This is a genomic window from Candidatus Seribacter sulfatis (genome assembly GCF_964187635.1).
GTDB lineage: Bacteria > Verrucomicrobiota > Verrucomicrobiia > Opitutales > Seribacteraceae > Seribacter > Seribacter sulfatis.
This window is the reverse complement of the sequence record NZ_CAXLMO010000023.1, coordinates 61,760-82,815: the sequence shown is the minus strand read 5'-3', so window position 1 is coordinate 82,815 and position 21,056 is coordinate 61,760. Positions and strand designations below refer to the sequence as shown.

The following is a 21,056-nucleotide window of genomic DNA, read 5'->3' as shown; positions in this document are numbered from 1 at the left end:
TTAAAAACGGAAGCAGGTAATGCCTGCATGTTGGTGATTGTGCTATCTCCCAAGCGGACGGTATAAATCCCATTGGCTACATTTACAGAGACGGCCTGTGCCGGTTCCTGTGGAGTGGTGAAATTTCCGTCATTGGTCCAGTACGAAAAAGTACCGGTTCGATTTACCAGGGCAATCTTGAGCTCGGCCGTTCCATTGTAAGGTTGTCCAGATACGCTCATCTTCCCGGAATAGGAAAGGATTTCAGGAGCGGCGTGAACAAAACCGGCATTTAAAAGAACAAGAAAAGGGAATAATTTAAGGATATTCATGAGTAAAAAGTAGACGAAAAGGGCTTAAAAAAGAGTAAATGTATATCTTTTTGTATGAGCAAGGTTTTTTATCTAATATTTACAATGTAATTTTAAATTTCATCTTTCACCTTTTATGAAACATACCTGAAATTTTTTTTGGTAAAATATGACAATCGTAAAATAAGGTTTTTGCATACTACAGAGTTACAATATGGGTTCTTTGTTTTGCCAGGTTTATAAAATTAGAATAAAATAGATATTAAAGTGAAAAATTATTTAGTTACCGGTAAGATTTTTCTGATTTTCTCCATTTGCTGGGGAATCACCCCTGTCCACGGGGCGGATGATGAACTGACCATCATTACCAATGATGTGGGATCTCGGATTGATCTGATTGCCCGCACCACGGTGAATACCGAGTACAGTGTGGTCATTACCTTCACCACTCTGGACAATCTCGCCCCTTCTACCAGTCAGACTCTGTTCAATGTAAAAGGAAAGGGAGATACCTATTTAATGTCGCTGAACTATATCAGTTTAAGTAAGGGGTTTAGTTACAATTGGAAATATGTATGGAATTTTGGATATTCAGGAGAGAATCATAATGATGATTATATCTACCGGCTCCCCTACTCTTCCGATTCCTCTTATTCGATCGGACAGGGATACTTTGGCAGTTTTAGCCATGAAGGAACCTATGCGATTGACTGGACCCTTCCCATCGGCACTCCGATCTATGCTGCCCGGGAGGGCCGGGTGCTTCATTTAAAGGAGGATTCCAATGTGGCAGGACTGACCGAGGAATACACCGCACTGGCGAATTTTGTATTGATCGGACACGAGGACGGGAGCCAGGCAAATTATGCCCACCTAAAGCAAAACGGGGCATTGGTAGAAGTGGGCGACTGGGTAAGTCTGGGACAGGTGATCGGTCTCTCGGGAAATACGGGATTTTCAACCGGGCCCCATCTTCACTTTATTGTAAAACAGCAAAAATCTCCCACTAATTCTACATCGATTCCAACCCAGTTTAGTGATAGGGATGGAAATATCCTCAGTTTGGAGGAGGATGATGAATATTTTGGAAGCGGAGACTACCAGGATCCCAGTCTGGCCCCTGCCCTGCGAATCGGGACGCAAAGGGACGGGAAGACCAAATGGCGAACCGGTTCATGGCTCGGTACGATGTTTGACCCGGCGAAGTCGTGGATTTTCCATATTGGCCTGGGATGGGTTTATCCAGTCGAATTATCCGACCAGTCCGTCTGGTTATACAATGACAACCTAAAGTGGATATGGACGAAGGAGAGTGCGTATCCGTGGCTCTATTTCCATACCGACGAAGTATGGCGCTATTACCTAAGCGAAAAGGGATTCTACGACGAAAAACAAAAAGAATGGATTGAACTAACTCCGTAACAATATTTTACGGACGTGACAATTTTTCGATGGTTGCCCTATCCATAAACTGACCCCAATGGGATGAGTTGTGGAACAGGTTTTTTATGGAAAATCAGAACTTGGATACATTTTCACCCCTATCAAGGGCCGGAAATCGATTTTAGATCGAAATTTTTACGCCTCGCCTAAGATAGGCAGGAACATCCAAATCTTCTCCCGCATAAATATTTCGGGAAGGTAAATCGCCAAAGATCCCCCGTTGATTTTCTGCCTCCATAAATTCAAAGGTATTTTGATCCAGGTCATCCTTTTTCTTATTCCGAGGTGCTGCAGGAACTGTCTTTAATTTCGATCCTTTTTTCTCTTTCGCTAATTTGGAAGTGTGTGCCACTTTACTTTTGGGAAGAACCGCAATTACTTCTTTGGCAGTGGGAGCCACATCGGCGGTAGGTATACCCGCTTCCAAATCAGTGGCGCCTAAGACTGTAATTTGCACCCGGTTGCCCATATTTTCATCCACATGAGCACCAAATACAATATGTTCTCCCGCTTTGAATTCCTCGCGAATTTCACTGGAGACCTGTTGAAGAGCAGCCATTCCCATACCCGTACCTCCCGTTATCAGTATTAACAATGCATCTGCTGCTTTTGAAACATCTGGAAGGTGTAACATGGGACATAAAAGGAGCTCGCGAACGGCCTGCCGAATTGCATCTTCTCCATCTCCTTCTCCATATCCAAATAAAGTTCTTCCGGCTCTGCGGTTAAAGGCTTTGCGAAGGTGAACAAAATCAACATCGATCATTCCCCTTCGGAATACGAGTGAACAGATGGCAGAAATTCCCTTACTTACATTTCTCCCCGCTTCGGCAAAACATTCCAGGGCAGTGGCATCGGCACCTCCCATTTGTAATAGTGAATCGTTGGGTAATGGAACCACGGCATTGGCAAACTTACGCAGATCGGCGAGGCATTCCTCGGCCATGGAGTGTCTGCTTTTTTCCCAGCTGAAAGGTAGTGGAGTAAAGGCAAAGACAAGTGCACCTGCCTCCCTTGCTAATCGGGCAATTACCGGAGCAGCTCCACCACCCGTTCCTCCCCCTAATCCAGCCAGTAAAAAGACCAGGTCAACCCCTTCGAGTTTTTTGCGAATAACATCTTTTTCCTCCTCCATCGCTTTGCGGGCAAGGGTATGCTCCCCCCCGGTTCCCATGCCACGGGTATGTCGACGGCCAAAGGCGAGTTTTTCTCCTGCAATCGAATCAGAGAGTGCCCGACTGTCCACATCCACAGCCAGGTGCTCGACACTTTGAAAGTTATCAAATCGTAAACCATCCACGAGAGAAAGTCCTGCCCCTCCGATTCCAATTATTTTAGCCCGTATGCCCGGGATTTCATTTTCGGGTGAGAAATTGGTTTCTTGGGGAAATAAATTGTCTTGGCTCATAGGATATTCTTTCAGTGTTATGTCTATTTTTATTCGGTTTAGCTCTGTGCTCCGAGTCCCACCATTTTTCGAAATTTACCGAGGAAGCCAGCTTCCACTTCTTCTTTCTTGCGTCCCGGTAATCCATGGTCTTCCAATCCATAATGCAAAAGTCCGAGGACGGTTGCATTTTCTGGCTGTGCGAGTTCCGAATCAATACCGGTTGGAAAACTAGCCCGTCGGGCAGTAAAACCCAATATTTTACTGGCGATCTGTTCCACTCCAGGGAGAAGAGAAGCACCTCCCGTTAATAAAATTCCTCCCTTTAATTCATCCGGATCCAATAAGCCTTCCAGTTCCTTACTTAATATTTCAAATAATTCGGCAATACGAACATGAATGACATCGGTAATTGCTTTTCTGGGAATGGAACGGTCTCCAATTGTTTTGTTACCAATAATCCAGACATCCTCCCCTTCATCCATGGGGTCTGAAATTGCTTTTCCATGTTCGATTTTTAACTTTTCGGCATAGGGCTCGAGTACACGTAACCCCATACTTAAATCCCCGGTTACATGATCCCCTCCGACGGGAATGACGCCAGTACAGGCAACAAAGCCCTGCCGGTAGAGAGCAAAATCTGTTACTCCCGCCCCCATATCGATAACCAAAGTACCCGCTCTTCTCAAATCGGGGCCGGCCATCATGGTGGAAGATGCAATTGAAGAAAGAATTAAGTCCTTTACCTCCAAACTGTAATTACTGATCACATGGAGTGCCTGTTTGATTGCCTGGTCGTCCCCATCGATAGACCAATAGCCCAGATCGACCTTCGATCCAAACATGCCAACAGGATCCTGTACGATACGACCATCCAATAAAATAGGAGTGCGGACATGATGGACATAGGTTCGTCCATCATCTGGTTTTCTACGCTTTGCTTCTTCCGCGGCTCGTTGAAGATCCGATACATCCACTCGGTTATCTGAAGAGGCAACCGATGCCGAACCCCGAAGCATGTGACCTTTTAAATGAGAACCAGTCTGTGCAAGGTACACTTCATCCACTGTTGTACCGGACATCTTTTCCGCATCCTCCAAGGCGGAGTGAACTGCAGCCGCGGCTTTTCGAAAGTCAACAATCTCTCCCTTTCGCATTCCTTCATTCGGACGAGAAGCCATTCCCACCACATTTAAACTTCCATTCTCTGCAACCTCGCCAATAAGAGCTTTCGCTTTGGAAGTTCCAATTTCTACAGCACCAATAATTTTACTCATTTTGTGATCGGGTTCAATTTTGTGTTCTTAGAGGACAAAATTACGAGGGGTTTAGTTTTGCAAAGACCGAGCGGTCATGGGATAAATCAATTGATTCAATAACGGGGGTCCTTCGAAAATCGGATTCCATTAAAAGATATTTTAAACGACGTAATTGTGCCGCAAAACCCTGTGGTGCAAATCGTAAATTTCGAACTTTTCCTGACTTAATATGGATATGTGCACCAGGATCATTATCATGGGGTCTTTGATAGGAAATAATCTTCCAATTCTGATAAAATCCCGGATATTCCCTACGGGCGAGTTCCATGAGGGGTGCGACCGCAGTGATGCCCTCCAATTTTGCATAGCCCTTCCCCTCTGGGTTTGGAGTAAGGAGAGACGGTTCTATATTCAAGAAAGGAAGGTGAACCAGGCTGGCATTACTATAGCAGGTACCGAGATAAAGTGATCCATCCGAGGAAACCAACCATGTTTGTTCCCCTTTTGTTTTGGAACGTAAACAGAGGCGCAAAATTGGCTTTTTTTCCTTCAATTCGATCTTGAGGGTGGAAGGAAATTGCCTGCTTACCCGGGCGAATGAGATTTGAGATTCTTTTTTTAATTCTTTTTGGATTTTTTCGATATCCAAATCCATAAGGGTTCGATTTCGTAATGGACCGAACCAATTTTGGAACCAGTTCTTGTGTAATACCCCATCGCTCACGAACATCAATTTGGAAACGGGCATACCAGAACCAGTAATATCAAGGGGACCCGAATTCGGTTGGCTACGCTCTTGAAAAAACTGAACGACAATTCCCACTAAGCATAGCACTACAATTAGTGCAAACACCTTGGTGATACCCAGTAATCTTTTTCGAAATGCGGCTCTGGACGCTGGTTTCCGAGAAGATTTGGGGGCTAATTTCTTCCAGTTCCCGGAAAGTCCGTCTTGATTTTTATTCTTTTTATTAGTCATGGTAAATTCTACACGCTGAGAAGAACATGTTCATTGAAGCGGTCCAATGCAGGGAGTAGAAGTTGATTGGATAGTTGTTCAAAATTATACCCCGAACAAGAGGCACTTTTCGGCAGTAAGCTTGTTTCGGTAAGTCCGGGTAAAGTATTAACCTCCAAAAAATGAGCATGCCCGTCTTCACAAATGATAAAGTCGACTCGTGCAAAATCTCTGCATCCACAGGCTCGAAAGGAATCCAGTGCAAATGATTTTACCTCGTTCTCAATTTCACAATCCAGTACGGCGGGGTACCGGTACTCTGTGGAACCGGAAGAATATTTCCTTTCAAAGTCATAGACTCCCCCTTTGGGAATAACCTCCACTATGCCCATGGAACAGTCCCCCAGAATCCCCACTGTAACTTCCCGGCCAAAAATACGCTTCTCCACCATCCAATTCCCCGGATCGATTTGATTGAGCGTGTTCCTTAATTCTTCTTCCCCATGAAGAACATACAAGGCAACACTACTCCCCTGATCGGTTGGTTTAATAATTAAATCCTGACCAAGAGAAGAAAGAACTTCCGGTATATTCACTTCACTTGGATGATGAAATACAACATCGGGAGCGACTCGAACCCCAGATTTGGCGACTGCTTTTTTGGACTCAAACTTATCCATACACAGACGACTTGATTGGGAATCGCTTCCAGAATAATTGATTCCCCTGCCTTCCAGCATTTTTTGCAATCGGCCATCTTCTCCAAAAGTACCATGAATGGCAGGGAAAACGATACACTCTTCCGGATTAATGCCAGTGGGGAGTTGCTCTTCGGTTAATTCAATTAGTTCAACTTGAAAGTTTTTCTTTAATGCTTCAGAAAGTGCTTTTCCAGTACGGTTTGAAATCTCACGCTCCGGTCCAACACCGCCAGCTAATACAACAATCTTAAAATTTTTATTCATAATCATTTCTTTCTAAGATAAATATTCATTCCACGATTTCCCCATCAGAGTGACTTCTGGTTCAAGAATCAGTCCTTTTGATTCCTTAATTCTCGCACGAACTCGTTGGATTAAAGAAATTACCTCATCGGCAGTTGCACCTCCTTGATTAAGAATAAAATTAGCATGCTGGTTGGAGATGACTGCTCCGCCCTCCCGTTCGCCTTTCAATCCACTGTCTTCAATGAGGAAACCAGCGGAAACATCTTCCGGGTTACGAAAAATACAACCCGCACTTGCTTCCCGAGGCTGTGTCGAGCGCCGGCGCTTCGCTAATTTCTCAATGGCTTTACGAATTGCCCTGTGATCGGACTTCCCTTCCGATTTGAGCTTGGCCCGCAGTGCAATTCCGTCAAATGCTTCCCGGCAATATCGATATCCCACATTTAAATCGGTACCAAGGATTTCCCGAATACTTCCGTCTGGTAATAGAAAGGAAACCCATTCGACAAGGTCAAATGTTTCCCAGCCCATTGCCCCTGCATTCATTCGCAATGCACCTCCTAATGTACCGGGAATTCCTTCCAGAAATTCAAATCCTTTTAAGCCATTTAAGCAGGCAAAACTACAAATTTCATTTAACCGTGCACCCGCTCCGACCACGAGGGATTCTTCGGCGCGGAAAGTAATTTCTTTCCAAAATTTTCCACGCAAGCGAAGGACAAGTCCACCAAATCCATCATCGGGTACAATTAAATTGGACCCCCGCCCCATCATTGCGCGGGGGATATTAAAAAGTTTACATGCCTCCACCAAGGAACGCAGATCTTCCGAGTGGGCGGGTTCTGCGTACCATCTTGCACTTCCCCCCACTCCTATTGTGGTTTTATTTGCCAATGGTTCGTAGGAACGAAGAATAGTACTTTTAGACAACTTCTTTTCGAGGTAGTAAGAAAATGCATCCAATTTATTACCTTTCGCTTTTTCCCAAGCCGAAAAACCATGGGCCCACTTTTCTAAATCTCCCGCCCCCACAAAAAGAATTTGATCTTTTTTATTCTCTAAGGGAGTGGGTCCTAATTCGTCACACAGTTGTGTGAAATCGGAAAAGATGTTGGTATGTTCCCGAAGCCGGGGTGGTAAATAACCAACCAAGCTCTCTACAGAACCTGCTGGGTCAAATTCTTCGAATGCGGCATAGGTCGGAAGGAGGTGAAGATCATCTGCCTGAGATAACTCTTCCGCAAAGTTCTGGGCTAATGCTTGGGTCCGGGAAAATCGATGAGGCTGAAATACAACTTGTAAGGAATGCTGGGGAAGTACCAATCGACGCCGGCTCAGAAATGCATTAATTTCTGTGGGGTGATGGGCATAGTCTTCCACAATTGTCCGGGTCGGGCTTTGGTGGAGTATTGATTGTCTACGTTCGATCCCAGGAAATTTACTGTAGTCCAATGTGGATAAATCAACCTCCAATACTTTTCCTGCCGCAACCACAGCGGCAATGTTATTTTCTAAGAATGCAGAAGGTTCGCTCTTTAAATCAAAAGTCGACAACAGGGACTCATTTTCAAGCTTTGCCCATTCAGACAGTTCCGAATTCGTGGGGGTAATGATTGAAGAAGTGGTCCGTGAAAATAATGTGCGAAAGGTTTCTCCCATGGAATCTTTTGAATCATACTGATCGACATGATCCCAATCACAGTTCAACGCCAAGGTTACGGAGGGTGTGAAATAATCAATCGTGCCATCACTTTCATCCACCTCGCAAATGACCCAGCTCTCTTTAACATAGCGCCCAGAAGGAAGTTGATTATCGGTAAACATTCCCCCCACTAGATAAGAAAACTGGAATCCCACCTGATCTAATGCCCAACAGAGCATACCGGTAGTGCTTGTCTTTCCATGACTGCCTACAACAGCCAAAAACTTCTTTTTGGCCGTAAAACGAGCCAGGAATTCACCTCGTTGATAAACCGGGATATTCTGGGCAACCCAACCTTGGACTCCCTTATTATTTAAGGGAATGGCACTCGATCGAATAATACAATCGGGTTTATTTAATGGAGTGGGTTCGCTAAGTACATCGATTCCAGCACTTTGTAAATGAGAGCGTAGAGGCTCGCGAAAGCGATCATCATAAGCCTCTACTTGAACGCCAGCACCATGCAGATAAAGGGCAAGTGGAGCCATGCCCATTCCACCCGCACCTAAGAGCAGTACTCGTTTGGGGTTATTCATCCGATCATTCGAAGGATTCCACCTTGAACGGGATCGTGGAGAGCCTGTTTTTTTAAGCACTGAGAAATATCGTCTGAAATTCGATTGGCCACATCACCATTATCTAATGCGAATAAATTTCGGCGTATAGTGGTGCGAAATTCTTCATTGAACATTACTTCGCGGACTTCATTCAAAAGATTTTCTGCCATGTTTTCTTCTGGGCAGACAATCGTGGCTCCTTTTCTTTCCAGAAATTCTGCGTTTAAAAATTGGTGATTATCGGCAGCAAAAGGATACGGTATTAAGATGGATGGAATTCGGCAACGGATGATCTCCGCAATTGCCCCGGCACCTGCCCGAGAAATAACCAAATCTGCGGCAGAAAGAACGGCATTCATTTCATCGGTAAACGAAACAAACCGGTTGGTTACTGTCTGGCCTCCCATGCCTTCTAATTGTACCACTCCTGAACTTTCTTTGTTCATTCCAGTCAAACAATAAGTCGAAATTCCTTCTGCAGCGAGTGGTTCTAATTGATCCTTTACCCACCGATTTAATGATGCTGCACCCTGGCTCCCGCCCAAGACGACCAATAAGCGGTCGCTCAACGAAATCCCGAGTTGCTTTCTGGCCCGTTCTTTTGGAATTCTACGAAATTCCTTGCGTAAAGGATAGCCCACATTGCGAATTACATCGGGAGATATTCCTTCCAAATGCATCCCTTCAGGTAGATACAGGCGAGTAGAACGTTTTGCCAAAAATCGCACCGCTTTTCCAACTGCCCGGTTCGCCTCATGGATAAAAACTGGAATTCCTCTTGCCCGTGCAGCCATGGCCGGACCAAAAGAAGAAAATCCTCCAAACCCAACCATCGCATCGGCCCCTATTTTACCATAAAAACGATAGGATCGAAGAAAAGAGAAGAGAAAACCGTGACCAAATCGGGCCATTCCCAAAGGAGATTTAATTAGAGGTGCCCCAGGCATTGCCTCAAAACTTAGTTTTGGGTACTTTCGTGACAAGCGGGTATCCACTGCCTTTTGGCTAATAAAAAGCCAGGACGGATAACCGCGCTCCTCCAAGTTTTGAGCAAGTGCGATACCGGGTGTTAAATGGCCACCGGTTCCACCACATGCAATGACAATATTCCTCATATCTCTCTTATTTCTCTTGGTTGGTGAAGTTTTGGATTATCCCAATTGCGAAAGACATTGATAATGATGCCTAAGAAAACAAAAGTAACCATTAAGTTCGACCCGCCATAACTGATAAAAGGTAACGACATCCCCTTGGTTGGCATCGAACCTGTCACCACTCCCATGTTTATAATCGCTTGCAAGCAGATAAAAAGAAGGGAACCCATGGCGAGTAAGTAATCGTATAATTTGGGTGCCTGCCTGAGTCGCCATGCAACTAAAACAAAAAGGAAAAGGAAACATGCCACGATTCCCAATGTACAAATTAAGCCAAGTTCTTCGCCGATAACTGGAAAAATAAAATCGGTATGTGCTTCCGGTAGAAAATGCATTTGTTGGCGCCCCATTCCTAAGCCTACCCCATCTAATCCTCCCACTCCAAAGGCCAGCATACCTTGCCAAAGTTGGTAGGCACTATCATTTGCATTTGCCTCCACATCCAAGAAAGAAGTTACCCGCCTGATACGGACGGGGTCAAAATATACAAGCACGCTAAAAGCGGCAATGGCAAGAAATGCGATTGGTAATAGCCACCTCAAACTTGTTCCGGATTGAAACATCATGGTGGCGGCAACTGCACCACATAAAAAGCAGGTTCCAAAATCAGGTTGCTTGAGTATTAATCCACAAATTACCCCGATCAGAAGTGAAGGAATTAAAAAGCCAGAAACAAATGTTTTAATTTCTCGCTGTCGGGAAGAAAAATAAGCAGCTAAGCCAAGAACCAAGCCAATTTTCGCGAATTCAGATGGCTGTATTCGTAAAGGCCCTAAACCAATCCAACGCTGGGCACCATTTACTTTAATTCCGATGCCGGGGACCAAGGTCAAAATGAGTCCCAGCACACAAAAGCCAAAAATCCACCACGACCTCTTTTTTAACCACTCTAAGTTCATGAATGAAACATAGAGACCAATCAAAACGGATAATCCCACCCATACAATCTGCTTGGTTAAAAGAGAGTGGGCATCGCGCACAACACCGGCACTAAAAAGCATAACCAGACCAAGGGTGGTCAAGCCCAGCGCAATTGCGATGAGGTAGACCGTGATCCAATTAGTGGGTTTTACTACGCCTCTACTTAGAATTGTCTCCGCCACTCTTTTCTTTCCACATTCACCAAATTGATAACTCTAACGACTACGGTTGTTCAGGCACATCAATAATAGGCTTTTCTTCCACTACGCCCTTAAAAAAGTCTTCCACCCTGGATTCTTCCTCTACTACCGGAATTACCAATGCATCCGCTTGTGGAGATAGACTACTATCAGAAACTCCCGTTCCCGATACTACCAAAGCTTGGCCCACCTTTATTTTACCGGCATCAATTAAGTTATTCCATTCCATGATTTGCTTCACTGTTGTTCCGTAAATTGAAGCGATTCGAGTAAGGTTTTCTCCTTTTTGGACCTTGTGTATACTGGAACCTGGGGGGACAATACTCGGAGCAATGGGGGCAGATTGTGAAACCACAGCCCCACCCGGTAATACCAAGACCTGACCGGGTCGTATTATCGAATTTTGATTCATCCCATTCGCGTTCATTAAGTCGCTTAGTGAAACCGAATTGTTTTTGGCAATCCGGGAGAGACTGTCACCTCCCCTTACCGTATAAGTTGAACTTCCTGCAGGCGTTTGCACGGGTGCAGAAATTACTGACGGAACCGATACACCAGAGCCCTCTGATATCATAATTTCCTGACCAATTTTCAACCTTGAATTTTTCGATAAACTCGGATTGGAACTTAGTATACTTTGTAAGGTAACATTATTTTTTCGTGCGATGCCCCATAAGGTATCTCCTTTGACAATTTTATAAACAGTGAGACCAGTGGGTCTGAGATCAAAAGAATCAGAGGTTCCGCTACCTTCTCCTATGATCGATGGTAAGGGTGCCGGATCAATGCCCAGGTTTTCGCCGGGGACAAATAATTCGCCTGCAACCGGTCTTGTTGGTTCACTCAATCCAGAGGGTGGTTTTAGAACCTCTGCCGGAACGGATGGCTTCGACAACCCTTGATTAAAAGAACCAATCTCTTCTTTTGGATCGACCTTCTTTTCAGTGGTACTGGCCGGATCTTTTTGGCTGCCCGTTTGGCAACCTGGTTGAAACATAACAAGCAGGATAACCCCCACATGTAGTGATAAAACAATTCCAAATATTTTTGTGAGTTTCATAGTATTTATTTCTTACTGGTATACGAAATTAAGCGAGTCTTTCAGGGGTAGTCATAGATGATATATTCTTCAAATCCAAAACAAACTTTTTGAAAGAATTTCCTCGATGCTCGTAGTTTTTAAAATCATCAAAACTTGCGAATCCGGGACTCAATAAAATATTTGTTTTTTCGGTTACGGTAAAAAATGCTTTTCTTACCGCCTCTTCAAGAGAGTTGCATAACACACTTGAAAATCCTGCTTCTGAAAAAAGTTGGGCAAGGGCTTGTCTACTTTCTCCGATTAGGAAGGCATGTTGGACGAGTGGCCTAATTTTACTGGCAAACTCATGGAGAATACCCCCCTTGCTTCGTCCTCCCCCAATCCAAAATAAATTCCCTTTGAAATTTTTACAGGCAGCTAATGCCGAAGAAAAGTTGGTCGCTTTTGAATCATTCCAAAAAGTTGCTTTTCCCACACTTCCAATTTTTTGTAAGCGATGCGGTTCTGGGGTGTAAGTTTCTATCGCGTTACGAAACAATAGGTCATCAATTCCTTCTTTCCTCGCAAAGGAATAGGCCAATGCCATATTTTCCCGTTGCGGATAGGTAGAGAGGAAGTGTTCAGAATCAAAATTAATGTTATCTACCTCTGAACGATCCACCACCTCGCAATGCACCGGTAGTTTATAGTGAATCTTTTTTGCAAAATCATTTACTGTTCGGCCCACCATTACCAATCCATTCGCTGTTAATTCGAGCAATTTTGCTTTTGCGTAAAAGTAGTTCTCCCTCGTTTTATGATAATCGATGTGATCCTCATCAAAATTAGTCCATAAAGTTGCCTCAGGCTTTGTAAACTCGAAATCCGCAGACTGAAACGAACTTGCTTCCAAGAACACCGTGGTCTCCTCTTCTATGCCATCCGCAACTAACTGACTTAAGGGTACCCCTACATTACCCGCACATACTGCAGTTCTTCCAACTGCATTCCACAAATGAGTAAGAAATGTTGCTAATGTTGTCTTTCCATTAGTGCCCGTAATCGCGATTATTTTTGCTTTTGTATAACGAGAAGCAAAATCAGTTTCAGTAATTACTTTTTTATTACAATCCTGAGCAATTTTTCTCCATTTGTGATCTTTCTTAAATCCTGGACTGCAGATCACGATTGAGCATTTACGTGCCTCCTCATCAGTGAAGGCACGCCCTTGCTCATCGTATATCCTGTGATCCCATCCTAATTGCTTCAATAAGGCAGATGCCCCATTTCCGCTGATACCCGCGCCAAGAATTGCGACATAGTTTTGTCGCAGTTCCTCCCCATTTTCCAAAATATCATTCATCTTATCGCAATTTCAGGGTTGCCAAACCGATTAGTGCAAAAAGTAAAGATAGAATCCAAAATCGAATAACAACCTTGGTTTCCTTCCATCCTTTTAATTCGAAATGATGATGAATGGGAGACATTAGAAAAATTCTTTTCCCCCGACTTTTGAAAGATGCTACCTGCAAGATTACTGAACCTGCTTCCATTACGAAAATACCGCCCACAATGATTAGAGTAAATGGCTGGTGTATCATTAACGCGATAATTCCGACTAATCCACCGATTGCCAATGAACCGGTGTCTCCCATAAAGATCTCTGCCGGGTGTGCATTGTACCATAAAAAGGCAAGACTTCCCCCCAGTAGAGAAGCACATACCACGGTTAACTCTCCTGTACCCGGAACCCAACTGATACGAAGGTACTCTGAAATTACAAAATTTCCAGATGCATAGGACATAATGCCATAAGTGAGTGCCACTGTCACAGTACATCCTATTGCCAACCCGTCCAAGCCATCTGTTAAGTTGATTGCATTGCTTGATCCGGTTAAGGTAAATAAAAAAAGTGTAAATACTAAGACAATTGGCATGCTTGTAATTACAATATCTTTGTAAAATGGCAGCCACAGTTCCAACATTTTTGCCGAACTCCCCATTGCTTTCCCCTGCACACCGCTCAGAATATCTCCCAGTGGGCCGAGTAATAAGATAAGTGCCACGGCAGTGGCGAAGAGTTGTCCAAGCAGTTTGTACCTTCCGGGTAAACCCTTGCTGTTCTTTTTTGAAATCTTGAGGTAATCGTCTGCAAAACCTACTCCCGTTAGTATAATGTAAATCACCATTGCAGTGACCACATAAATATTGGGTTCTGCCCACAAGAGTGTTGAGAAGAGTACGGATCCAAAAATTAAGAGTCCACCCATTGTTGGTGTTTTTGCTTTCGCTTCGTGGAGTGCTGCTAACTTTCCCACTTCGTCCTTTCCCCTGAATGCCTGTCTTGCCCCAAAACTCCTTAATGTTTTTATCAACTTTGGCCCTAAAACGAATCCAAATAGCAAAGCAGTTATTCCCGCTAGAATTGCACGGATTGAAATAAATTGGAATAATCGAAGGGGGCCAAACCAATCCTCGCCGAATTGTAAGTAACTCAGCATTGCTCATCTGTTCCATTCTCATTTTCTTCCACTGCCCAGGCAGGAAGAAGTTTTTCTAACTGATAAGAACGACTGCCCTTAAATAGAATCGCTCCGTCGAAATCCTCCACTAATGAAATCGCATCATTTATTTCTGGAAGGACAATAATTTGACTTTCACTGTACCCATTTTCCAATAAAGCGGGGGCCATCCAAGTTGCTTTCTCTCCGATCAAGATTACGAGATCGGATGGATCAAGTTCAATACACTGCCCAACGGAATGATGTAAATTCTTTCCCTCTTTACCTAACTCCTCCATTCCAGCCAAAACATATAATTTGGGTGAATCCGAAAATTGATTTTTGAAAAACTCAATCGAATCCATCATCGATGCCGGATTTGCATTGTAACAATCCACTAGATAGGATCGCCCTCGACCTTGAAAGCATCTTCCTCTCAAGGTCGAAGGACGAAAGCGGGGTAGGCGTTCAGAAATTTCTTGGACTGAAACACCCAGCTCAAGTGCAGCTAGTACTGCAAGTGCAGCATTCTTCCCCATTCCCTTAGATAAATAAGGTAATGATAAAGAAAAAGAGGGGGACCCGTGTCGCCAAAGCCTTAGCAACGACGAGTCCCCGTTCTTGTTTGTTTCAGTCCAAATGGAGTAAAATGCTTCAATCGGACTGGGTTCAGAGGTTGGTTCTCCCTCGCGGAGGACCACTACCCCTTCACCAGTATTGTAAAGTGTAGAAAACTTTTCGTATTCCAGACATTCTTGTGGAAATATCACTTTTCGCACATTATCGGGTCGGGAAAATAATTCTGCTTTCTCGGATGCGATATTCTCAACCGATCCCAAACCCTCTAAGTGAGAAGGTGCAACAATTGTGACTAGTACAATATTCGGCGAAATTGTTTCTGCGAGCATTGACATCTCGCCCGGTTGATTAATTCCAGCCTCCACCACAGCAAATTTGTGTTTTTTATTATCGCAACGCAAAAGAGTTAATGGAACGCCTAAGTGATTGTTTAAATTACCTTCCGTACACAATGCATTCCCTTCTCCGAGCAACAAACCCAATATGTCCTTGGTCGATGTTTTTCCACAACTCCCAGTGATTCCGACCACTTCACCTTCAAATTCCAAGCGGTGCTGGTGGGCAATCTGATGAAATGCACGTAGTGAGTCTTTGACCAATAGTTGGGGTAATGGAATATCCAGTTTTACATTTTCTACAATGCCAGCACAGGCACCATTCTCGGCTGCAGATCTTAAAAAATCATGCCCGTTACGATCTGCTTTTATTGCGACAAAGAGATCTCCAGAATGTAAATTCCGGCTATCAATTGAAAATCCAGAGATATTCCCCTTCGGAGTATCCTTCCATGTCCCGCAGGACCATTTCTCTAACTTATCTGGATCGAAGATCGGCATTAGTCAGTTAATTGCTTTGCACTTAATAATTCTCCCGCGACAGTCCTGTCATCAAAAGGAATCGCAGTATATTGTACTTCCTGAAAAGTTTCATGTCCTTTACCGGCTATTAAAACGCAATCCTCATTTCCTGCCGAATCAAGTGCCATACTGATTGCTCTTCTTCGGTCATCCACAAAATATACTTTCGAACTTTTTGAAATACCCTTCCTCATGTCATTAAAAATATTTCCCTGAGATTCGGTCCTCGGATTATCAGAAGTTGCCCATACCCGATCAGCACCAGCACATGCAACCTTTGTCATTTCTAATCGTTTTCCTTTATCACGGTCTCCCCCACATCCAAAGACCAGGTGCAATTTTCCATTTGTACACTCCCTGAGCATACTCAGTGCGTTTCGTAATGCGTCTGGTGTATGGGCATAATCAACCACTACTTTATATCCCTGCCCACGATCCACCATTTCCATTCGGCCATCCACTCCAGAAAAACTACTTATCTTATGAATTGCGTTCGAAACTGGCATTCCTAAAGCATGGACAATAGAAAATGCGGCTAGAATATTCATTACATTATACCTTCCCAATAATGGACTTGAAACTACAGTTGACCCAAATGGCCCATCCAAAATAAATTCTGAACCTACTGAAGATAAGGATATATTTCTTGCACGAAATGTACTTCTCTCATGTTCTCCAAATGATAAAATATGCACATAAGGAGGAAGTTCATCCATCAATCGTCTTCCATATGGACAATCTGCATTAATTACCGCAACTTTGGGCAATCGTCCATTTTCCCCATTAAAAATTTTTCTTTTTTCCCGGAAATAATTTTCCATATTTCCATGATAATCAAGATGATCTCTTGTCAGGTTCAAAAAGACTGCGACCTCCATATCAAGTCCCGCCACTCGATTTTGGTGAATACCATGGGAACTTACCTCCATTACTGCTTCTGAACAACCAGCAGCAAGCATACTTTTTAATAATGGATAGATATCAGAAGCTTCGGGCGTGGTTTTAAAAGAAGGAACATCACGGTCGCCAAGATGGTATTTTACCGTACCAATTAAACCGACTGGTCGGCCTGGTCGTTCTAAAAAATGTCGAGCTAATGCAGTAACCGTTGTTTTGCCATTGGTTCCAGTTACCCCGATAATATTTAAAGACTTATCGGGTGATCCATTATGTTTTTTTGCAAATTTTGCTAAGGCAAGTCGAGGGTCTTTGGTGTGAATTGCAGTTACGCCCAAGGGCAAATCTTCATTTTTTTGATTTGAAATTATTGTCTTTGCACCTCGACTGATGGCTTCCTCTAAATAATTATTACCGTCAGTCCTTTGACCTGGAATCGCAAAAAAAGCAGATCCCGGGGTTACTCGACGACTATCCGTAATTAAATCTGTTACCACAGTGTTTAACGGTCCATTAGACACCACCATATCACTGTCTGATAAATCCTTCAGCATGCTTGGCTTTGCGAGTCTGTTACGAACATCAACCAATGATTCACTATTTTGTTTTTTGCTTTTCATGATAAAAAAATTATTCCCTAATATGCCTGTCGATCATTTCTATTGTTTACTGCTACTTTGATATCTTTTTTCTTTGGTTCTATGCCAAGATAGCTAATTATTTTTCTGGCAACATTTTGAAATGCGGGTGCGGCAACCGTTCCACCATACCCCAACATACCTCTTTTCATCTTTGCCTCATCCACCACCACAGTAATTACAATTCTTGGCTTTTCTGCTGGAAAAAATCCTACAAATGAACCCACATGGTGACTTCTCGAATATTTTCCATTAATTAGCTTTTGAGTTGTACCTGTTTTCCCGGCCACATCAAAACCATCCACTCGTGCTTTCCGTGCCGTTCCCTCATTGGAAACAACGCTCACTAACATTTCTGTTAATGATTTTGCCACACCTGGTTGAATCACCCTTCGTACTGGTTTTGAATTAAATGGGGTCACCGTTTTTCCTTGTTCATCAAATACTCGAGAAATAAATTTCGGCTTCATTAAAACTCCGCCATTTGCAATTGTTGACATTGAAGAATGTACCTGCATTGCGGTCGCACTAACAGCATGCCCCATGGGTAGTCGGGTAATTGTTAACCCATCCCAATTTTTGGGATGATGTAATATTCCCTTCCTTTCCCCACCGATGCCAAACCCCGTTTTTTCACCAAAGCCAAATGCTCGACAATATTCGTATAATCGCTGAGATCCTAATTTTATCCCTAATTGAGCAGCTCCCCTATTGCTTGATTTCTGCACTACTTTTTTCACGCTAATTTTCCCCAGTGGGTGATGATCCCCTGGGAGTCTTAATTTTTTTGCTCCCTTCTGAACTGTTGAAACTGAACAATCAATTATATCATCAGCGTCTACTAATCCGTCATTCATACAACCACTCACTGCTACAATCTTAAAAGTCGAACCAGGCTCATATAAATCTGATAAAGCTCGATTTCGTTGAAATGCTAAATCTGATTTATTATAAAAATTCGGATCAAAATCTGGTACATTTGCAAGTGCAAGTATATTCCCCGATCGAGGTTCACTCACAATCATACTGGCACTTAATGGATTATAATCCTCGACGATCCTGGCTAATTCTTTTTCCACCATATCTTGAATCATCCAATCAATTGTTAATTCAACATTCAGACCATTTGTAGGGGAAACTTCTAAAATTCGATGCTGAGGCATTTCCCTTCTTTTACCGTCTTTCTCGCTCTCCTTCCATCCATCCTGCCCTTTTAAGTAGTAATTTGCAAATCTCTCAACTCCCATGGTGGCCAGTCCTTCTTTGTTCAGATATCCTAATATATGACTCCCTAGGCGGTTACCTGGATACAGACGGGAATGCTTAAAATTTCCATATACGCCATCCAATTTTAAAGTTTTTATTTTGCGGTAGGTTTCTTCATCCACTTCTTCCTTTAATTTAACCCAACGCACTTTCTTAATCTCTCCCTTAAATTGAGTTCCTTTGGTTATCTTTTTTGCGACCGCGTCTTCAATTTTATCGAGCGGGATTTCGAGTAATTTTGAAAGCTCTTCAAATTTCCCATAATCTTCCTCTTTAATTGAATACGGATCCATTCCTACATTTACTACCGAACGGGTAGTCGCTAAAAGATTCCCCTTTCGATCTACAATATCTCCCCGCCTTGCCTTTAAGGTAACAAAATTCTTACGGGCACCCTGTGCAAAACCGACAAATTCATTTGCTTTGAATACTTGGAGGTAAACAAGTCTGCCCCCCAACGAGCAAAAAGTTATAGAGACAGCAAAGAAAACGAGGTAAAAACGAAAAGGAGAAATAAAAACGCTCTTCATTACCGCGTTCCGGCAAATTCTCCCTGAACCTTGTAGAGTCTAGGTCTACCATCACCTACCCGGTCCACCAAATCCGACCCTGAAATATGAAAAGTATTTCTTGCCACAGGCATCGATAATCGACCTTCCACCATAACAGCCAATGAAGAAGGCCGGAGCGACTTCGACTTCTGCCCTCTTAATTGATTTACCTCTCGCCCCACAATCTCCATTTGCCCCTCCAGTTGACCGCAATTCTTTGCCACTGCAGAAATCTCCATCCTCAACCAGACAATCGAAAGTGCACCTCCTCCAAAAAACAACAATAAGGCAGAACCGAGAACAAAAATATATCGACTGAAGTTTTTTGTCTTACTATTCACTACAGATTAGGTTGCTCTATTTTCTTCAATACACGCATTCTAGCGGATCTACTGCGCGGGTTAGCCTCTACTTCTTCCTTGGATGGAATAATGATCTTGGTATTCAACATCTCTGCACATACCTTTCGATCATCCAATACACTCCTATCCCATCTGTGAACGGGGCGACCCGCCATTTTCCTCATGAACCTCTTGACCATCCTATCCTCCAATGAATGGAAGGAAATTACCGCAAGAACTCCACCGGGCTTGAGCGAGCGGAATGCCTTAGGCAATGTCACTGCCAATGCCTCCATTTCACCGTTAATGGCAATCCTAATTCCTTGAAAAGTCTTGGTTGCGGGATGAATTCGCTGCCTAATCCTGAGACCACCCACCGCATTGGAAACTAACTCTGCAGCACTCATTGTTCTTTGCAGCACCCCAGTACCTCTAGCATCAAGTATGGCATTAACTACGCGACTCCAGCGGCGCTCCTCGCCATACTCTCGAACCGCACGCACCAAGCTTTCACGGGATGCAGTTTCTAAAAATTCTGCTGCACTTTGACCCTCTCTTGGATCCAGGCGCATATCAATAGGTGCATCCAATCTAAAAGAAAAACCTTTTAGCGGCTCCATTAATTGGAAAGAAGAAATCCCTAAGTCCATCAGCACGCCGTCAAAATCTTCTGGCGATGATACTTCGTCCATCTTCTGGAAGCTTAAGTCGTGAAAAGTAAAACGATCCCCAAACTGACTGGATGTTTTTTCGGAACGAACCAGAGCATCGGGATCACAGTCAAAGGACACGAGCTCCGCCTCCTCACTTGCTCCTAAAATCGCATCTGAGTGACCGCCACCGCCGTAAGTCAAATCTGCAAATCTGCCTCCATTCTCAGGCTTAAGAAAGCCCAAACTCTCCTCCAATAAAACTGGAACATGCTTTACCATAGAAGGAGCACACACAAATTCAACAGCACCACAATACATCAGAAAAATCCAATCCTCCCTCTTGACTCTTTAATTTTCTAGCTGCGAGAAAATCACCTGAGTGACCCGAAAAAGAAACGCGAGGGAACCGGGGCAGTTCAACACATCCTCCCTTTGTGCAAGCAACCACCCTAAAAGTTGCCCGCAGAATGTGTTCTAGAATCATAACCCCAACTCCCTCATCGCATCAAAAATATTTCTTTCATCCGCTGCCTCACGTTTGCCGTACCGGTCCTCAGACCAAATCGCAAAAGCGGAAAAGTTACCTACAAGAACAGCTTTACCAGATATTCCCGCATGTTCTAAAAGCTTGTCATTTAAATTAATCCGACCCTGCTTATCGCATCCAAAAGAATGCGCCTTGGAGAACAACTCCATTAATAAAGATTGAGCCCTCGCATCGCTAAGACTTGCAGCCGACACCTTCTCCTCTAGACGAGAAACCATCTTAGGAGGATAAACGGTCACATACCCACCGGGATTCGGCAGAGCGAGATAGGTATTATCCCCCCCCGATATTCTCCATTTTGAAGGAATAGTAACCCGGCCTTTGGAATCAAGTGCATGCACAAATTCACCGACAAAATAAGTTGTATTATCTTCTGCCATTTCCAAT

Annotated in this window: 18 protein-coding genes and 1 pseudogene; 1 reads left to right on the top strand and 18 read right to left on the bottom strand. The window is 43.7% G+C overall.

The features are described 5' to 3' along the window. Window positions 1–311 (bottom strand): annotated as a pseudogene (locus tag ACKPQ5_RS03285) (hypothetical protein); the annotation flags it as partial. 246 nt (window positions 312–557) lie between these two features. On the opposite strand from ACKPQ5_RS03285, the gene ACKPQ5_RS03280 reads away from it, so the two are divergent. After that, window positions 558–1,712 (top strand): M23 family metallopeptidase, encoded by a 1,155-nt coding sequence (locus ACKPQ5_RS03280; RefSeq protein ID WP_407677667.1) that lies wholly within the window; start codon window positions 558–560, stop codon window positions 1,710–1,712. Window positions 1,713–1,854: 142 nt separating this feature from the next. Here the strand turns inward: ACKPQ5_RS03280 and ACKPQ5_RS03275 are convergent, their stop codons facing one another. The 17 genes from ACKPQ5_RS03275 to ACKPQ5_RS03195 are packed head-to-tail and all read right to left on the bottom strand — an operon-like array spanning window position 1,855 to window position 21,049. Continuing rightward, window positions 1,855–3,141, bottom strand: a complete 1,287-nt coding sequence (locus ACKPQ5_RS03275; RefSeq protein ID WP_407677666.1) for a cell division protein FtsZ — start codon at window positions 3,139–3,141, stop codon at window positions 1,855–1,857. A 38-nt stretch (window positions 3,142–3,179) separates the two neighbouring features. Then, entirely contained in the window at window positions 3,180–4,397 is a 1,218-nt protein-coding gene (gene ftsA / locus ACKPQ5_RS03270) for a cell division protein FtsA (protein ID WP_407677665.1), read from the bottom strand. Window positions 4,398–4,437: 40 nt separating this feature from the next. Beyond that, entirely contained in the window at window positions 4,438–5,358 is a 921-nt protein-coding gene (locus ACKPQ5_RS03265; protein ID WP_407677664.1) for a cell division protein FtsQ/DivIB, read from the bottom strand. 8 nt (window positions 5,359–5,366) lie between these two features. Beyond that, on the bottom strand, window positions 5,367–6,302 hold the full coding sequence (locus ACKPQ5_RS03260; RefSeq protein ID WP_407677663.1) for a D-alanine--D-alanine ligase family protein: 936 nt from the start codon (window positions 6,300–6,302) through the stop codon (window positions 5,367–5,369). A gap of 12 nt (window positions 6,303–6,314) precedes the next feature. Next, the gene (gene murB, locus ACKPQ5_RS03255; protein ID WP_407677662.1) at window positions 6,315–8,522 is read right to left on the bottom strand and encodes a UDP-N-acetylmuramate dehydrogenase; all 2,208 of its coding nucleotides are present in this window, start codon (window positions 8,520–8,522) and stop codon (window positions 6,315–6,317) included. Further along, window positions 8,519–9,658, bottom strand: a complete 1,140-nt coding sequence (locus ACKPQ5_RS03250) for a UDP-N-acetylglucosamine--N-acetylmuramyl-(pentapeptide) pyrophosphoryl-undecaprenol N-acetylglucosamine transferase (protein ID WP_407677661.1) — start codon at window positions 9,656–9,658, stop codon at window positions 8,519–8,521. The genes murB and ACKPQ5_RS03250 overlap by 4 nt, the downstream gene beginning before the upstream one ends. Beyond that, the gene (gene ftsW / locus ACKPQ5_RS03245) at window positions 9,655–10,800 is read right to left on the bottom strand and encodes a putative lipid II flippase FtsW (RefSeq protein WP_407677660.1); all 1,146 of its coding nucleotides are present in this window, start codon (window positions 10,798–10,800) and stop codon (window positions 9,655–9,657) included. Before ftsW ends, ACKPQ5_RS03250 begins: the two co-directional genes overlap by 4 nt. Before the next feature lie 40 nt (window positions 10,801–10,840). After that, window positions 10,841–11,878 carry a LysM peptidoglycan-binding domain-containing protein gene (locus ACKPQ5_RS03240; RefSeq protein ID WP_407677659.1) on the bottom strand — a complete coding sequence of 346 codons (1,038 nt, stop codon included), beginning with the start codon at window positions 11,876–11,878 and terminating at the stop codon, window positions 10,841–10,843. Between the two features lie 28 nt (window positions 11,879–11,906). Beyond that, entirely contained in the window at window positions 11,907–13,202 is a 1,296-nt protein-coding gene (murD, locus tag ACKPQ5_RS03235) for a UDP-N-acetylmuramoyl-L-alanine--D-glutamate ligase (protein WP_407677658.1), read from the bottom strand. 1 nt (window position 13,203) lies between these two features. Continuing rightward, on the bottom strand, window positions 13,204–14,340 hold the full coding sequence (mraY, locus tag ACKPQ5_RS03230; protein WP_407677657.1) for a phospho-N-acetylmuramoyl-pentapeptide-transferase: 1,137 nt from the start codon (window positions 14,338–14,340) through the stop codon (window positions 13,204–13,206). Next, window positions 14,334–15,755, bottom strand: coding sequence for a UDP-N-acetylmuramoyl-tripeptide--D-alanyl-D-alanine ligase (locus ACKPQ5_RS03225; protein WP_407677656.1), 1,422 nt, complete (start codon window positions 15,753–15,755; stop codon window positions 14,334–14,336). Before ACKPQ5_RS03225 ends, mraY begins: the two co-directional genes overlap by 7 nt. Then, window positions 15,755–17,293 (bottom strand): UDP-N-acetylmuramoyl-L-alanyl-D-glutamate--2,6-diaminopimelate ligase, encoded by a 1,539-nt coding sequence (locus ACKPQ5_RS03220; RefSeq protein WP_407677655.1) that lies wholly within the window; start codon window positions 17,291–17,293, stop codon window positions 15,755–15,757. Before ACKPQ5_RS03220 ends, ACKPQ5_RS03225 begins: the two co-directional genes overlap by 1 nt. Window positions 17,294–17,310: 17 nt before the next feature. Beyond that, entirely contained in the window at window positions 17,311–19,107 is a 1,797-nt protein-coding gene (locus ACKPQ5_RS03215) for a peptidoglycan D,D-transpeptidase FtsI family protein (RefSeq protein WP_407677654.1), read from the bottom strand. Then, a complete protein-coding gene (locus ACKPQ5_RS03210) occupies window positions 19,107–19,469 on the bottom strand; it encodes a hypothetical protein (RefSeq protein ID WP_407677653.1) in 363 nt (120 codons plus the stop codon). Before ACKPQ5_RS03210 ends, ACKPQ5_RS03215 begins: the two co-directional genes overlap by 1 nt. After that, on the bottom strand, window positions 19,469–20,440 hold the full coding sequence (gene rsmH / locus ACKPQ5_RS03205) for a 16S rRNA (cytosine(1402)-N(4))-methyltransferase RsmH (protein WP_407677652.1): 972 nt from the start codon (window positions 20,438–20,440) through the stop codon (window positions 19,469–19,471). Before rsmH ends, ACKPQ5_RS03210 begins: the two co-directional genes overlap by 1 nt. Next, the gene (locus tag ACKPQ5_RS03200) at window positions 20,421–20,606 is read right to left on the bottom strand and encodes a hypothetical protein (RefSeq protein WP_407677651.1); all 186 of its coding nucleotides are present in this window, start codon (window positions 20,604–20,606) and stop codon (window positions 20,421–20,423) included. Before ACKPQ5_RS03200 ends, rsmH begins: the two co-directional genes overlap by 20 nt. Next, window positions 20,603–21,049: a division/cell wall cluster transcriptional repressor MraZ gene (locus ACKPQ5_RS03195; protein ID WP_407677650.1), complete on the bottom strand. Its 447-nt coding sequence runs from the start codon at window positions 21,047–21,049 to the stop codon at window positions 20,603–20,605. The genes ACKPQ5_RS03200 and ACKPQ5_RS03195 overlap by 4 nt, the downstream gene beginning before the upstream one ends. Window positions 21,050–21,056 lie beyond the last annotated feature (7 nt).

Excerpts from the sequence above, each read along its gene's own strand:
- murD (WP_407677658.1), bottom strand. The coding sequence starts at position 13,202 with ATGAATGATATTTTGGAAAATGGGGAGGAACTGCGACAAAACTATGTC.
- murB (WP_407677662.1), bottom strand. The coding sequence starts at position 8,522 with ATGAATAACCCCAAACGAGTACTGCTCTTAGGTGCGGGTGGAATGGGC.
- ACKPQ5_RS03275 (WP_407677666.1), bottom strand. The coding sequence starts at position 3,141 with ATGAGCCAAGACAATTTATTTCCCCAAGAAACCAATTTCTCACCCGAA.
- ACKPQ5_RS03250 (WP_407677661.1), bottom strand. The coding sequence starts at position 9,658 with ATGAGGAATATTGTCATTGCATGTGGTGGAACCGGTGGCCATTTAACA.
- ACKPQ5_RS03260 (WP_407677663.1), bottom strand. The coding sequence starts at position 6,302 with ATGAATAAAAATTTTAAGATTGTTGTATTAGCTGGCGGTGTTGGACCG.
- ACKPQ5_RS03200 (WP_407677651.1), bottom strand. The coding sequence starts at position 20,606 with ATGATTCTAGAACACATTCTGCGGGCAACTTTTAGGGTGGTTGCTTGC.
- ACKPQ5_RS03215 (WP_407677654.1), bottom strand. The coding sequence starts at position 19,107 with ATGAAGAGCGTTTTTATTTCTCCTTTTCGTTTTTACCTCGTTTTCTTT.
- mraY (WP_407677657.1), bottom strand. The coding sequence starts at position 14,340 with ATGCTGAGTTACTTACAATTCGGCGAGGATTGGTTTGGCCCCCTTCGA.
- ftsA (WP_407677665.1), bottom strand. The coding sequence starts at position 4,397 with ATGAGTAAAATTATTGGTGCTGTAGAAATTGGAACTTCCAAAGCGAAA.
- ACKPQ5_RS03240 (WP_407677659.1), bottom strand. The coding sequence starts at position 11,878 with ATGAAACTCACAAAAATATTTGGAATTGTTTTATCACTACATGTGGGG.
- ACKPQ5_RS03220 (WP_407677655.1), bottom strand. The coding sequence starts at position 17,293 with ATGAAAAGCAAAAAACAAAATAGTGAATCATTGGTTGATGTTCGTAAC.
- rsmH (WP_407677652.1), bottom strand. The coding sequence starts at position 20,440 with ATGTATTGTGGTGCTGTTGAATTTGTGTGTGCTCCTTCTATGGTAAAG.
- ACKPQ5_RS03195 (WP_407677650.1), bottom strand. The coding sequence starts at position 21,049 with ATGGCAGAAGATAATACAACTTATTTTGTCGGTGAATTTGTGCATGCA.
- ACKPQ5_RS03225 (WP_407677656.1), bottom strand. The coding sequence starts at position 15,755 with ATGCCGATCTTCGATCCAGATAAGTTAGAGAAATGGTCCTGCGGGACA.
- ACKPQ5_RS03265 (WP_407677664.1), bottom strand. The coding sequence starts at position 5,358 with ATGACTAATAAAAAGAATAAAAATCAAGACGGACTTTCCGGGAACTGG.